The organism is Sphingobium sp. TKS (assembly GCF_001563265.1).
In the GTDB taxonomy this organism is placed as follows: Bacteria; Pseudomonadota; Alphaproteobacteria; order Sphingomonadales; family Sphingomonadaceae; genus Sphingobium.
This window is the reverse complement of record NZ_CP005083.1, coordinates 4,237,301-4,249,857: the sequence shown is the minus strand read 5'-3', so window position 1 is coordinate 4,249,857 and position 12,557 is coordinate 4,237,301. Positions and strand designations below refer to the sequence as shown.

The window sequence follows — 12,557 nt, the reverse complement described above, 5'->3', positions numbered from 1 at the left end:
GCGGACTGACTCGGACCGGAATCGGCGGCACCCAGGAGTCAAGTTGTTGGCAAATCCGGGCACAGCGCATAAACCCCGCTGCCAACCGCCCAACTATCTCCATCATCCTTTTTGAATCTAAATATAAGAGAGTATATGACGGGATCTGATGCCGGCCTTTCGAACAGGCCATCCGCCAAGCCATTGCTTTCGGTCCTGAAAGGGGCGTGCCCTGATGTGCCGCCCATGTGGCTGATGCGGCAGGCGGGCCGTTATCTCCCCGAATATCGTGCATTGCGGGCGGAAAAGGGCGGATTCCTCGAACTGGTCTATGATAGCGGGGCGGCGGCGGAAGTGACCCTGCAGCCCTTGCGCCGTTTCGCTTTCGACGGCGCGATCCTGTTTTCCGACATTTTGATCGTGCCCTATGCCATGGGGCAGGATCTTTGGTTCGAGGCCGGGGAAGGCCCGCGTCTGGCGCCCATCCTGGCCGAGACGGAGTTGTCGGCCCTCAAACCCGATTTCAGCCGTTATGAGGCGGTCTATGAGACGGTCCGGCAGGTCAGGGCCGCGCTGGACCCAGAAGTGACCTTCCTGGGCTTCGCAGGCAGCCCCTGGACCATCGCCACCTATATGGTCGCGGGTCAGGGCAGCAAGGATCAGGGCGCGGCCCGCCGTCTTGCCTATCAGCAGCCCGAAAAATTCGGTGCGCTCATCGATGCGCTCATCGATGCGACGGTTATCTATCTCTCCGGCCAGATCGAGGCCGGGGTGGAGGCGGTCCAGCTTTTTGACAGTTGGGCGGGCAGCCTTGCCCCGCTGGAGTTCGAGCGCTGGGTGATTCAGCCAAATAAGAGGATCATGGAGAAGTTGAAGGCGATCCACCCAGAGATTCCGGTCATCGGCTTTCCCAAGGGCGCAGGCGCGAAGCTGGTCGATTATGCGGTCGGGACCGGAGTCGATGCAATCGGCGTCGATGAAACGGTCGATCCGCATTGGGCCGATCGTGAACTGCCGGAGGGACTGCCGGTGCAGGGGAATCTCGATCCGCTGGCGCTGATCGCCGGCGGCAAGGCAGTGGAAGAGGCGGTCGACAATATCCGCGCAGCCTTTGCCGGGCGGCCACATATCTTCAACCTGGGCCATGGGATTCTCCCCGATACGCCTATTGATCATGTCGAAGCGCTGATCCGCCATGTGCGCCAGAATCGGACGCAGCCGGAGAGTCGATGATGCCTTATCTGGGAGCAGCCTATTTGTGGGTCAAAGCCGCGCATGTCATCTTCGTCATCTTCCTGATGGCGGGGCTGTTCATGATGCCGCGTTTCTTCGTCTATCACCAGCAATGCCCGGTGGGGTCCGAAGAGGACAGGAAGTGGATCGACCGGGAACGGCGGCTGCTCAAGATCATCCTCAACCCGTCGCTGGTTCTGGTCTGGGTCTTCGGTCTCATGCTGATGGTGGAGATCGGCGCCTGGCATTTCGGCTGGTTCCACCTGAAGCTGCTCTTCGTGCTGGGCCTGTCGGGCTATCATGGCTGGATCGCGGGCTATACGAAGAAGCTCGCCAGGGGGCTGCGCCCGTTGACGGAGAAGCAATTGCGGTTGCTGAACGAGGTTCCGGGAATCGCTGCCGCAGTGATCGTGATTGCGGTGATCGTGAAGCCGTTTTGATAAAGCCGTCATCCCAGCGAAAGCTGGGATCTCAGGCGATGGGGCACAGAATAGCCTCACGAGATCCCAGCTTTCGCTGGGATGACGGAATTTAAATCGGATCGACCGCGATATTATCGATCAGCCGCGTCTTTCCGAGCTTCGCCGCGCCCAGCAGCCGCGCTGGGCGGTCCAGCACGGTCATTGGCTCCAGCGTCACCGCATCGCACAGCGTCACATAGTCGATCGGATCAAAGCCGTGCGTGGCCAGCATCGCGATCGCCTTGGCGATGGCAGCCTCGACGGTCGCGCCCTTTTCCATCTGCCGCGCCGCTTCACCCAAAGCGCGGGGCAGAGCGAGCGCGTCCTTGCGCTCCTCCTCGGTCAGATAGGCATTACGGGAAGAGAGCGCCAATCCATCCTCGGCCCGCTGGGTCGGCACGCCGATAATCTCGATCGGCACATCCAGATCGCGCACCATCTGCCGGATCACGGCGAGCTGCTGATAATCCTTCTCTCCAAACAGCGCGACATCCGGCCGGACTTGATTGAACAGCTTCGTCACCACCGTCGCCACGCCGTCGAAATGCCCCGGCCGCGCCGCGCCATCCAGCCCTTCGGTCACGCCCGACACGGAGATGTTGGTGGCATAGCCCGCCGGATACATGACATCGACCGTCGGCGCCCAGAGCATATCGACTCCGGCCGCCTGCAACATCTGCGCGTCCTTGGCTTCGCGCCGTGGATAGGCGTCCAGATCCTCGTTCACGCCGAATTGGCGCGGGTTGACGAAGATCGACACGACTACATGCCCGGCATGGCGCCGCGCTTCCTCCACCAGCGCCATATGCCCGTCATGCAGCGCGCCCATGGTGGGCACCAGCGCCAACGGTTTTCCGTCGCTTTTCAGCGCTTCGATGGCGGTTCTGAGCGAAGCGAGATCACGGAGGATTTGCACGACGGGAGTGGCTCCGATAAGGGCATCAACAGGGGTACATCCTGCTAAGGCATGGCCGGTTCAAACGGTCAACCGACAATGCGACAATCAACGGGGTTATCAAGGTCCGATGGCGAACGCCCAAACGCACCATATCGTCTTCGCCAATGAGAAAGGCGGAACCGGCAAGTCCACGACAGCCGTGCATACGGCCATCGCGCTGACGGTATTGGGTCATCGCGTCGGCATGATCGACCTCGATCCGCGCCAGCGCACCATCACCCGCTATATGGAAAACCGCGCCGATACCGCGCGCCGTCGCGGCATCGACCTGCCGACTCCGGACTTTGCCGTGTTCAAGGGCGACAATGTCCAGGCGCTGGAGGAACAAGCCGCCGCCATGGCCGAGGGCAAGGATTTCCTGGTCATCGATACCCCCGGCCGCGACGATGATTATGCCCGCCACATGGCCGCTCGCGCCAATACGCTGGTGACGCCGATGAACGACAGCTTCGTCGATTTCGACCTGATTGGTCAGGTGGACGCCGAAACCTTCAAGGTGAAGCGGCTCTCCTTCTATTCCGAACTGATTTTCGAGGCACGCAAGACCCGCGCCAAGGCCGATGGCGTGACCATCGACTGGGTGGTGCTGCGCAACCGCGTCCAGCATCATGACGCCCGCAACAAGAAGCGTGTGGGCGATGCGCTGATGGAACTCTCCCGCCGCGTCGGATTCCGCGTGATTCCGGGTCTTTCCGAACGTGTGGTCTTCCGCGAACTCTTCCCCTCGGGGCTTACCTTGCTCGACAAGGGGCATCTGGGCGAACTGGGCGTCAGCCATATCGCCGCGCGGCAGGAACTGCGCGAGATGGTGTCCGGCCTTGCCCTTCCCTCACGCGATGAGGTCGCTCCGCTGGATCTGCTCGGCGCGGCCTGATGGGTCTGCTTGCCCTGCTTTTGATCGGGCTTGCGGCCTGGCTGATCTGGACGGGACGACTGCAAAGCATGAGCGCGAAGGATGGCATGGCATTGGGTGCCGCTCTGGTCGGCGCGGTGATGGCGGCGAAGGGTAAGCCGTTGATCGGCGCGCCGCTGCTGGTCGGCGCGACCCTGTTCTTCTTCGCCAGGAGCCGGCCGGGCAAGACGAAGGGCACGCCCGCCCCGCAACCCGCTTCGCCTCAGGCGGTGATCGATGCACGCAAGCTGCTGGGCATCGGGCCGGATGCCGACGCCCGCGCCATTCGCTCGGCACATCGCCGCCTCATCGCCTCGGTTCATCCGGACAAGGGTGGCACGGAAGCGCTCGCTGCCCAGATCAACGCGGCGCGCGACCTTCTGATCAGGGACATGGCCCAGCGCGACTGAAACCAAGGGAGAGCATGCCATGGCCCATCGCATTCATCCCACGCTCCTGCGCGAATATGACATTCGTGGGGTGGTCGGCCAGACGCTCAGCGAGGCGGATGGCTATGCGGTAGGTCGCAGCTTCGGCACGATCATCAAACGGGCGGGCGGATCAAGAGTCGCGGTCGGCTATGACGGGCGGCTGAGTTCCCCGGCGCTGGAACAGGCGGTCGTCCACGGTCTTCAGGACTCGGGCACGGATGTCGTCCGCATAGGCCTCGGCCCGACGCCCATGCTCTATTATGCCGAAGCGGTTCTCGATGTGGACGGCGGCATTCAGATAACCGGCAGCCATAATCCCACCGATCATAATGGCTTCAAGCTGGTGCTTGCGCATAACGCCTTTTTTGGGTCGGACATCGCGAATCTGGGGGCCATGGCCGCGGCGGGCGACTGGAGCGAGGCCAGGAGCGAAAGTGGCGGCGGGGTCGAGACCATCGCCATTATGGACCGCTATGTCGCGCGTCTCATGGAGGGGTTCGACGGCGCCGCCTGGCGCATTGGCTGGGATGCGGGCAATGGCGCCGCCGGCCCGGTGGTGGACAAGCTCGTCAAGCTCCTGCCAGGTGAGCATCATGTGCTGTTCACCCAGATAGACGGACATTTTCCCCATCATCACCCCGATCCTACTGTCGAGGCGAATCTGGCGGACCTGAAAGCGCTTGTCCGCTCGAAGAAGCTCGATTTCGGAGTGGCTTTCGACGGGGATGGCGACCGGATCGGCGTGATCGACGGCAAGGGCCGGGTGATCTGGGGCGATCAGTTGCTCGGCATCTTTGCCGAACTGGTGTTGAAAGACCGCCCGAACGCCACGATCGTCGCGGATGTGAAAGCCAGCCAGACCCTGTTCGACCGCATCTCGGCCTTGGGCGGCCAGCCGCTGATGTGGAAGACCGGCCACAGCCTCATCAAGTCCAAAATGAAGGAGATTGCTGCTCCGCTGGGCGGGGAGATGACCGGCCACATCTTCTTTGCGGACGATTATTATGGTTTCGATGACGGGCTTTATGCCGCGGTGCGGCTTATCCGGAGCCTGACTCGGCTCCGCCGCAGCGTCACGGCCCTGCGCGACGAGATGCCCGACATGGCCAACACGCCGGAAATCCGCTTTCCGGTTGAGGAGAGCCGCAAATTCGCCGTGGTGGAGGAGGTGCGCGCCCGGCTGCTGGCCGCAGGTGCGAGCGTCGATGAAACCGATGGTCTTAGGGTCAATACGGCCGATGGCTGGTGGTTGTTGCGGGCCTCCAACACACAGGATTCGCTGGTTACGCGGGCCGAAGCGAAGGATGCGGAGGGACTGGCGCGTCTGATCGCGGATATCGACGCGCAATTGGCCGATTCGGATGTGATTCGGCCTTGAACAGCCGATTATGACCGGCCTAACAGGGAAAAATTGACATGGTCTTGTGCAGATTTCCTTTACGGAAATCAGGAAAAAACATGACGATTGCATGAAACGCAATCGAGCATCAGCTTTTCGCATTTGCGGAAAATGTCGCTGCACCGCAAAAGGAACGGGCCTTTCAGGCATCCTCTCCTAAAACTTTCAAGCCGTCCTTCGGGGCGGCTTTTTTTTTGCCCTGTCGCGGAGCGCGATTTTCGCCTCTTGCCGTAGCGTCGTTGCGCAATCCGAGGAGATAGCGGCGGAAATCCGTGCAAATTAGGGCTTTTCGAACGATTATTTAACCATAATGCTTATAACAGCATGGCTCACAGGGGATCATTCTCTGGCGAAAGCCATTTTGCCTTGGTCGAGTTTCAGGAGAGGAATCATATGTCTTTGCGCCGCCCCATTATCGCCAGTCTCTTGCTGTCAGGCGTATTGGCAATGCCAGTTCCGGCTTTTGCGGGTGGATTTTACCTGCAGGAACAGTCGCCCAAGGAAACCGGCCGCGCGCTCGCCGGGGCGGGTGCGGCGGCGGACGATCCGTCCACCATCTATTTCAATCCTGCCGCCATGACGGAATTGTCGGGCGTTCAAACCTCGATCGGCGGCATCGCGCTGATGGCGTCGGCGCATCAGGCCAATCGCGGCACCTATCGCACCGTTCCCACCCTGCCCGGCGCTCGGGTGCCGGTGACGGGCAATGATGGCGGCCAGCCGTTCGAAAAGGTCATTCCCATCCCCAGCTTCTATGTGACGGCGCAGGCTACGGACCGGCTGTGGCTGGGTCTGGGCGTCAACGCGCCGTTCGGGTTGAAGCTGGATTATGATGACGGCTTTTTCGGCCGCTATGACTCGCTCTACACCAATCTCAAAACCTATAATATCCAGCCAAGCGCCGCCTATAAGCTGAACGACAATTTCTCGATCGGCGGCGGTGTCGACGTGCAATATGTGAAGGCGACGCTGACCAACGCGCTGCCGCAGCTTTCGCCCTTGATCCCGACCGATGGTTTTGCGGGACTGAAGGGCGACGATTGGACCGTCGGCTGGAATGCGGGCCTGTTCTATACCAATGGCGCCACCAATGTCGGCGTTTCCTACCGTTCGGGCATCAAGCACAAGCTGACCGGCACGCAGACCATTTCCGGCCTTCTGGGTCCGATCGCCGCCGCCAATGGCGAGCTGGACGCGTCCGCGCCGCTCAACCTGCCCGACATCGTGACGGTCGGCTTCATGCATCGCCTGACGCCGAAGCTGCGCGCCATGATCAGCGCCCGCTGGTACAATTGGTCGAAGTTCAGGGGCATCGCCATCACCTCCGCTGCCGGCACCAGCAACAAGGAACTGGATTACAAGGACAGCTACAGCGTCAGCCTGGGCGGCGAAGTTGACGTCAGCCCGGCTCTGACCCTGCGCGCTGGCACGATGTTCGACCGCTCGCCCACCAATCCGCAGCATCTGACGACCCGCGTGCCCGATGGCGACCGCACCTGGTTGTCGGCCGGCGCGACCTACAATTTCTCGCCCGCCTTCGCGCTGAACCTCAGCTACGCCCATAATTTCGTGGAAAAGGCGAATATCATCCGCCCGGACAGCTATTATCCCGCGCCCGCGACGGTGACGGCGACCACCCTGTCGCAAACCAGCGGCAATGCGGACCAGATCGGCGCTTCGCTGACGGCGCGCTTCTAACCGACGCAATAAATCCCTATAGGGGCTCCATCACCACGGAGCCCCTTTTTCATGTCCGACCATAATCCCGGCCTGCGCCCCTGGCGCGACATCGCTCGTCGAGAGTGTCGCCAGATCATGGTCGGCAATGTTCCCGTCGGCGGCGGCGCCCCGGTCACGGTGCAGACCATGACCAACACGCCGACCCATGACGTCAAGGCGACCGTCGACCAGATCCGCCGCTGCGAGGAAGTGGGCGTGGACATTATCCGCGTCTCCTGCCCCGACGAGGCATCGACCGCCGCGCTCAAGCAGATCGTCCGCGCCGCCCGCGTGCCGATCGTAGCGGACATTCATTTCCACTATAAGCGGGCGCTGGAAGCCGCCGATGCGGGTGCGGCCTGTCTGCGCATCAATCCGGGCAATATCGGCAGCGAGGCGCGGGTGAAGGAAGTGGTCGACGCGGCCAAGGCCAATGGCTGCTCGATCCGCATCGGCGTCAATGCCGGGTCGCTCGAAAAGGACTTGCTCGAAAAATATGGCGAGCCTTGTCCCGAAGCGCTGGTCGAAAGCGCGCTCGATCATATCAAGCTGCTCCAGGACCAGGATTTCCACGACTATAAGGTGGCGGTGAAGGCCAGCGACGTCTTCCTGGCGGTCGCCGCCTATATGCAACTGGCCGAAGCGGTGGATTGCCCGCTGCACCTGGGCATTACCGAGGCGGGCGGCCTGATCGGCGGCACGGTGAAGAGCGCCATCGGCATCGGCAACCTGCTCTGGGCCGGGATTGGCGACACGATCCGCGTCTCGCTCTCCGCCGAACCGGAAGAGGAAGTGCGCGTCGGCTATGAGATATTGAAGTCGCTCGGCATCCGCACCCGCGGCGTGAAGGTTATTTCCTGCCCGAGTTGCGCCCGTCAGGGCTTTGACGTGATCCGCACGGTGCAGGCGCTGGAGGAACGGCTCCAGCATATCCACACGCCGCTCTCGCTCTCTGTACTCGGCTGCGTGGTGAACGGCCCCGGCGAAGCGCGGGAAACCGACATCGGCCTGACCGGCGGCGGCGCGGGCAAGCATATGGTCTATCTCTCCGGCCTCACCGATCACACGATTCAGGATGAAGGCATGATCGACCATATCGTGAACCTTGTCGAAGCCAAGGCGGCGGAGATCGAGGCGGCCACCACCGACGCCGGCAAGGCGGAAGCGGCGGAATAAGCCGACTTCCGTCCATGAATGCGCGCCATTCCCTTGCCCTCCCCTTTGCGGTCTGCTGCGTGGGGGTTGCGCTGTTTTCCGTGATGGATGCGGCGATGAAGGGGCTCAGCCTCTCCATCGGCCTGTTCAACGCGCTGTTTTGGCGCGCGCTGACGGGCAGCCTGCTGGGGCTGGCGCTGATGCTGCTGACGCGGCAGCGCTGGCCGAACCGGGCCGTGCTGCGGCTGCACCTGCTGCGTGGCGCGGTCGTGGCGGTGATGGCCAGCCTGTTCTTCTGGGCGATCATGCGGTTGCCGCTGGCTGAAGCCATCGCCCTGTCCTTCATCGCGCCGCTGGTCGCGCTTTATCTCGCCGCGTTGCTGCTGAAGGAAAAGATCGGGCGGCAGGCCATCGGCGCGTCGCTGCTGGGGCTGGTCGGGGTTGCGGTCATCCTGTCCGGGCGGTTGCGGGGCGATTATGACGCGAATGCGCTGCTGGGCGCGGGCGCGGTCCTGATTTCGGCGGTGCTGTTCGCCTGGAATCTCATCCTCCAGCGGCAACAGGCGCAGTTGGCTTCGCCCATCGAAGTCGCCTTCTTCCAACATATCGTGATGTTCGGCCTATTCGCTCTCTTTGCCTTGGCTGCCCGATGGATGCCGGTCCTGCCAACGGCGCCGTCCTGGGCGCTGGTCGTCCTTGCCGCGACCCTTGCCTTCACGTCGCTGGCCGCGCTCGCCTGGGCCTATGCGCGGGCGGAGGCGCAGGTTCTGATTCCGGTGGAATATACCGCCTTCGTCTGGGCGGCGATCATTGGATGGCTGGCCTTTGGCGATCGGCTGACCCTGACGACGGTGGTCGGCGCGCTGCTGATCGTGGTCGGCTGCCTGATCGCGTCTCGCACGGGATCGGCCGAGCCGCCGCATGTCGAATCGTCCATCGCCTGAAAGGAAAAGCATGTCCGTCACCGTCCGCGAGGCCGTTCCTTCCGACATCGGGGCGATTCACGACTTCATCCTAGCTCTGGCCGACTATGAAAAACTGTCGCATGAGGTGAGGGCCGACCGCGCCAGCCTGGAGAAATATCTCTTCGGTCAGCGCCCCATGGCCGAAGTGCTGATCGCGGAAAATGAGGGGCGGGCCATCGGCTTCGCGCTCTTCTTCCACAATTTCTCGACCTTCGAGGGGCGACCGGGCCTCTATCTGGAGGATCTGTTCGTCATCCCCGAAGCGCGGGGTCTGGGCGCGGGCAAAGCGCTGCTCTCCCGCCTCGCGCAACTGGCGCTGGAGCGGGATTGCGCGCGGCTGGAATGGTGGGTGCTGGACTGGAACGAACCGTCCATCGCCTTCTACCGCTCGCTCGGTGCGCGGGCGATGGACGAATGGACGGTGCAGCGCGTCGACGGCGAAGCGCTCAGCGCCCTCGCGTCAGCGCATCCTGCACGCTGACGCCCAGCAGGACGGCGGTGAAGGCGCCCAAGGCGACGACGACAAGGACGGGATAGAAGGTGGCGATCATGGCAAAGTCTCCTTTCGGGAGGCTTTTTGCGCTGCCCCGCTCGCCGCCGACATAAGGATTGTTACGGAGTCCACGAGACGAGCCGAGGGGCCGGACTCTTGACGGGGACTCCCCGCCCGGCGCATTGTGCCGGACGGAACATTTAGGGGACAAGGACTTACCATGGCTGTTAGCCGCGGAGCCAAGCGCACGCCAGAGTGGCGCGAAATGCTGAAACGCAGCCTGATCCGCAGCGGCGCGCTGATCGGATCGATCGCGTTGATCCTGGCGACCCTGTTCCTCGCTCTGGCGCTGCTCAGCTATCAACCGAGCGACCCGTCGATGAATACGGTGGCGGGCGATCATGTGCAGAATATCATGCAGGCGCCCGGCGCCTGGATTGCCGATTTCCTGCTCTGGTTGTTCGGCGTGCCGGTGGCGCTGGTGCTGCCGCTGATGGCAATCACCGCCCGGCGCCTGTGGGGCGATCAGGACATGAGCGGGTGGAAGGCGCAGTTCGGCAAATGCTTCGCCGGGATCGTGTTGCTCGGCATAGCGCTGGCGCTGTTCCAGACCAATCCGCTGGTCGGCCTGCCCGCCGGATGGGGCGGCATCATCGCGCTGGTGACGGCGCGAGGCGTCCTGAGCCTGACCGCGCAGGCTCCCGTTGCGCAGGGCTGGATCACTGGAATCCTGATCGTGCTGACGCTGATCGCGGGCGCTATCCTCTGGTATCGCAGTCTGGCGCTGGAAAAGCCGATCATCGCGCTGCGTCGGCCATCGCTGCCGCGGCTCAGCCTGCCCAAGCCCGCTTTCGCGCTGCCCGGCGGGGGAGCCGTGGCCGATCCCTTCGATGATGAGGATGAGGTCGTCGAGCGCATCGCCGCGCCGCGCAAGACCGTCACCAACGAACCCAAGCCGCCGATCAACATCCAGACGCCCAAGCCCGCCCCGGTGCAGCGCCCCATGGCGCCGGTCAGCCAAGACGACCTGTTCGGCAATAGTTCCCTGCCCTCGCCCGACCTGCTGAATCCGATTCCCGCCAGTCAGGGCGCGAAGATCGACAAGGCCGCGCTGGAACGCAATGCGCGGCTGCTGGAATCGGTGCTCGACGACTTCCATGTGAAGGGCAATATCGTTGAGGTTCGACCCGGTCCGGTCGTCACCATGTATGAGCTGGAACCCGCGCCGGGCATCAAGGCGAGCCGCGTGATCGCACTGGCCGACGATATTGCGCGCAACATGTCGGCGCTCTCCGCCCGCGTGGCGACGATACCGGGGCGCACGGTGATCGGCATCGAACTGCCCAACGCCAATCGCGAGGGCGTGTCCTTCCGCGAACTCATCACCTCCGAGCAGTTCATGCAGGAAGCGACGCTGCCGATCATCCTGGGCAAGAATATCTCGGGCGAGCCGATCATCGCTGACCTGGCGCCCATGCCGCATCTGCTGATCGCGGGTACGACGGGTTCGGGTAAGTCGGTGGGCCTCAACGCCATGATCCTGTCGCTGCTCTACCGCATGACGCCGGATCAGTTGCGCCTGATCATGATCGATCCCAAGATGCTGGAACTGTCGACCTATGACGACATCCCGCATCTCCTTTCCCCGGTTGTCACCGAGCCGAGCAAGGCGATCCGCGCGCTCAAATGGGCGGTGGAGCAGATGGAGGACCGCTATCGCATGATGGCGTCGATCTCCGTTCGCAACCTCGCCAATTACAACGAGAAGGTCCGCGCCGCGAAGGCCAAGGGCAAGCCCTTGGGCCGCCGCGTCCAGACCGGCTACGACCCCGAAAATGGCAAGCCGATCTATGAGGAGGAGCAGCTCGATTTCCAGCCGCTGCCGCAGATCGTGGTAGTGGTCGACGAGCTGGCCGACCTGATGATGACGGCGGGCAAGGAAGTCGAATTCCTGATCCAGCGCCTTGCCCAGAAAGCCCGTGCGGCGGGCATCCACTTGATCCTCGCCACGCAGCGTCCGTCGGTCGACGTCATTACCGGCGTCATCAAGGCGAACCTGCCGACCCGCATCAGCTTCTTCGTGACCTCGAAGATCGACAGCCGCACGATCCTGGGCGAACAGGGCGCCGAGCAGCTATTGGGCAAGGGCGACATGCTCTACATGCATGGCGGCAAGGGGCTGATGCGTGTCCATGGTCCCTTCGTGTCGGACGACGAAGTGCGCGTGGTGGCGGATCACTGGCGCGCCCAGGGCCAGCCCGACTATATCGCCGCCGTTACCGAGGAGCCGGAGGAAGGCAGCTTCGCGCTCGACGGCGTCGACCTGGGCGACGACAGCCCCGACGCGCAGCTCTTCCGCAAGGCTTGCCAGCTTGTCTTCGAAAATCAGAAGGCCTCGACCAGTTGGCTCCAGCGGCAATTGCGCATCGGCTACAACAGCGCGGCCCGCCTGATCGAGCAGATGGAGGAACAGGGATTGGTGGGTCCGCCCAACCATGTCGGCCGCCGCGAAGTGCTGCGCGACGAGGGCGGCAATCCGCTCTGATCCTGTCGGCCGTGAAAAATTTTCATTTGGCCTGATGCGAAAAAGTCACTGCCCATTTCGCTCTGAAACGGGATTTTGCGTGGCTGTTTCGGCTGTTGCGGGCTTGTAAAGCATGATCCGATCCGCAGAAATCCCTGATTTCCGGGCATGATTGCGTTTTGTGCAATCGTCCTTTGGTTCTTCGCATTTGCAGCGAAACGCGATTTGGCCGAAGAGGAGCCTGCCTTTCAGGCATCCTCTCCTAAAAACTTTCAGGCTGGTCTTCGGATCAGCCTTTTTTTTGTCATCGCGCCGGTCTAAGCAGAGGCCGCTCACCGCAGCGCCTAA

The 12,557-nt window shown here is 62.7% G+C and carries 11 protein-coding genes; 10 read left to right on the top strand and 1 reads right to left on the bottom strand.

Annotated features, from left to right (window positions below):
- The first annotated feature begins 135 nt into the window (after nucleotides 1-135).
- Nucleotides 136-1,212, top strand: coding sequence for a uroporphyrinogen decarboxylase (hemE, locus tag K426_RS20995; protein ID WP_066561187.1), 1,077 nt, complete (start codon nucleotides 136-138; stop codon nucleotides 1,210-1,212).
- Nucleotides 1,212-1,652, top strand: coding sequence for a CopD family protein (locus tag K426_RS20990; protein WP_066562102.1), 441 nt, complete (start codon nucleotides 1,212-1,214; stop codon nucleotides 1,650-1,652). Before hemE ends, K426_RS20990 begins: the two co-directional genes overlap by 1 nt.
- A 91-nt stretch (nucleotides 1,653-1,743) precedes the next feature.
- Here K426_RS20990 and panC read toward each other — a convergent pair whose 3' ends face one another.
- Nucleotides 1,744-2,589: a pantoate--beta-alanine ligase gene (gene panC, locus K426_RS20985; RefSeq protein ID WP_066561184.1), complete on the bottom strand. Its 846-nt coding sequence runs from the start codon at nucleotides 2,587-2,589 to the stop codon at nucleotides 1,744-1,746.
- A 109-nt stretch (nucleotides 2,590-2,698) separates the two neighbouring features.
- On the opposite strand from panC, the gene K426_RS20980 reads away from it, so the two are divergent.
- The 8 genes from K426_RS20980 to K426_RS20945 all read left to right on the top strand — a co-directional run bounded on the left by K426_RS20980 (nucleotide 2,699) and on the right by K426_RS20945 (nucleotide 12,230).
- Nucleotides 2,699-3,505, top strand: a complete 807-nt coding sequence (locus K426_RS20980) for a division plane positioning ATPase MipZ (protein ID WP_066561181.1) — start codon at nucleotides 2,699-2,701, stop codon at nucleotides 3,503-3,505.
- Nucleotides 3,505-3,933 (top strand): J domain-containing protein, encoded by a 429-nt coding sequence (locus K426_RS20975; protein ID WP_066561179.1) that lies wholly within the window; start codon nucleotides 3,505-3,507, stop codon nucleotides 3,931-3,933. Before K426_RS20980 ends, K426_RS20975 begins: the two co-directional genes overlap by 1 nt.
- A gap of 19 nt (nucleotides 3,934-3,952) precedes the next feature.
- Nucleotides 3,953-5,332 (top strand): phosphoglucomutase/phosphomannomutase PgmG, encoded by a 1,380-nt coding sequence (gene pgmG, locus K426_RS20970; protein ID WP_066561177.1) that lies wholly within the window; start codon nucleotides 3,953-3,955, stop codon nucleotides 5,330-5,332.
- A 414-nt stretch (nucleotides 5,333-5,746) separates the two neighbouring features.
- Entirely contained in the window at nucleotides 5,747-7,051 is a 1,305-nt protein-coding gene (locus tag K426_RS20965) for an OmpP1/FadL family transporter (RefSeq protein ID WP_066561172.1), read from the top strand.
- Between the two features lie 51 nt (nucleotides 7,052-7,102).
- The gene (gene ispG / locus K426_RS20960) at nucleotides 7,103-8,248 is read left to right on the top strand and encodes a flavodoxin-dependent (E)-4-hydroxy-3-methylbut-2-enyl-diphosphate synthase (protein ID WP_066561168.1); all 1,146 of its coding nucleotides are present in this window, start codon (nucleotides 7,103-7,105) and stop codon (nucleotides 8,246-8,248) included.
- A gap of 14 nt (nucleotides 8,249-8,262) precedes the next feature.
- Nucleotides 8,263-9,171 (top strand): DMT family transporter, encoded by a 909-nt coding sequence (locus tag K426_RS20955; RefSeq protein WP_066561163.1) that lies wholly within the window; start codon nucleotides 8,263-8,265, stop codon nucleotides 9,169-9,171.
- A 10-nt stretch (nucleotides 9,172-9,181) separates the two neighbouring features.
- Nucleotides 9,182-9,673 carry a GNAT family N-acetyltransferase gene (locus K426_RS20950; protein ID WP_066561162.1) on the top strand — a complete coding sequence of 164 codons (492 nt, stop codon included), beginning with the start codon at nucleotides 9,182-9,184 and terminating at the stop codon, nucleotides 9,671-9,673.
- 232 nt (nucleotides 9,674-9,905) lie between these two features.
- Nucleotides 9,906-12,230 carry an FtsK/SpoIIIE family DNA translocase gene (locus K426_RS20945; RefSeq protein ID WP_066561159.1) on the top strand — a complete coding sequence of 775 codons (2,325 nt, stop codon included), beginning with the start codon at nucleotides 9,906-9,908 and terminating at the stop codon, nucleotides 12,228-12,230.
- Nucleotides 12,231-12,557: the final 327 nt, after the last annotated feature.

Coding starts and splice junctions, on each gene's coding strand:
- hemE (WP_066561187.1), top strand. CDS start 136: ATGACGGGATCTGATGCCGGCCTTTCGAACAGGCCATCCGCCAAGCCA.
- K426_RS20990 (WP_066562102.1), top strand. CDS start 1,212: ATGCCTTATCTGGGAGCAGCCTATTTGTGGGTCAAAGCCGCGCATGTC.
- K426_RS20980 (WP_066561181.1), top strand. CDS start 2,699: ATGGCGAACGCCCAAACGCACCATATCGTCTTCGCCAATGAGAAAGGC.
- K426_RS20975 (WP_066561179.1), top strand. CDS start 3,505: ATGGGTCTGCTTGCCCTGCTTTTGATCGGGCTTGCGGCCTGGCTGATC.
- pgmG (WP_066561177.1), top strand. CDS start 3,953: ATGGCCCATCGCATTCATCCCACGCTCCTGCGCGAATATGACATTCGT.
- K426_RS20965 (WP_066561172.1), top strand. CDS start 5,747: ATGTCTTTGCGCCGCCCCATTATCGCCAGTCTCTTGCTGTCAGGCGTA.
- ispG (WP_066561168.1), top strand. CDS start 7,103: ATGTCCGACCATAATCCCGGCCTGCGCCCCTGGCGCGACATCGCTCGT.
- K426_RS20955 (WP_066561163.1), top strand. CDS start 8,263: ATGAATGCGCGCCATTCCCTTGCCCTCCCCTTTGCGGTCTGCTGCGTG.
- K426_RS20950 (WP_066561162.1), top strand. CDS start 9,182: ATGTCCGTCACCGTCCGCGAGGCCGTTCCTTCCGACATCGGGGCGATT.
- K426_RS20945 (WP_066561159.1), top strand. CDS start 9,906: ATGGCTGTTAGCCGCGGAGCCAAGCGCACGCCAGAGTGGCGCGAAATG.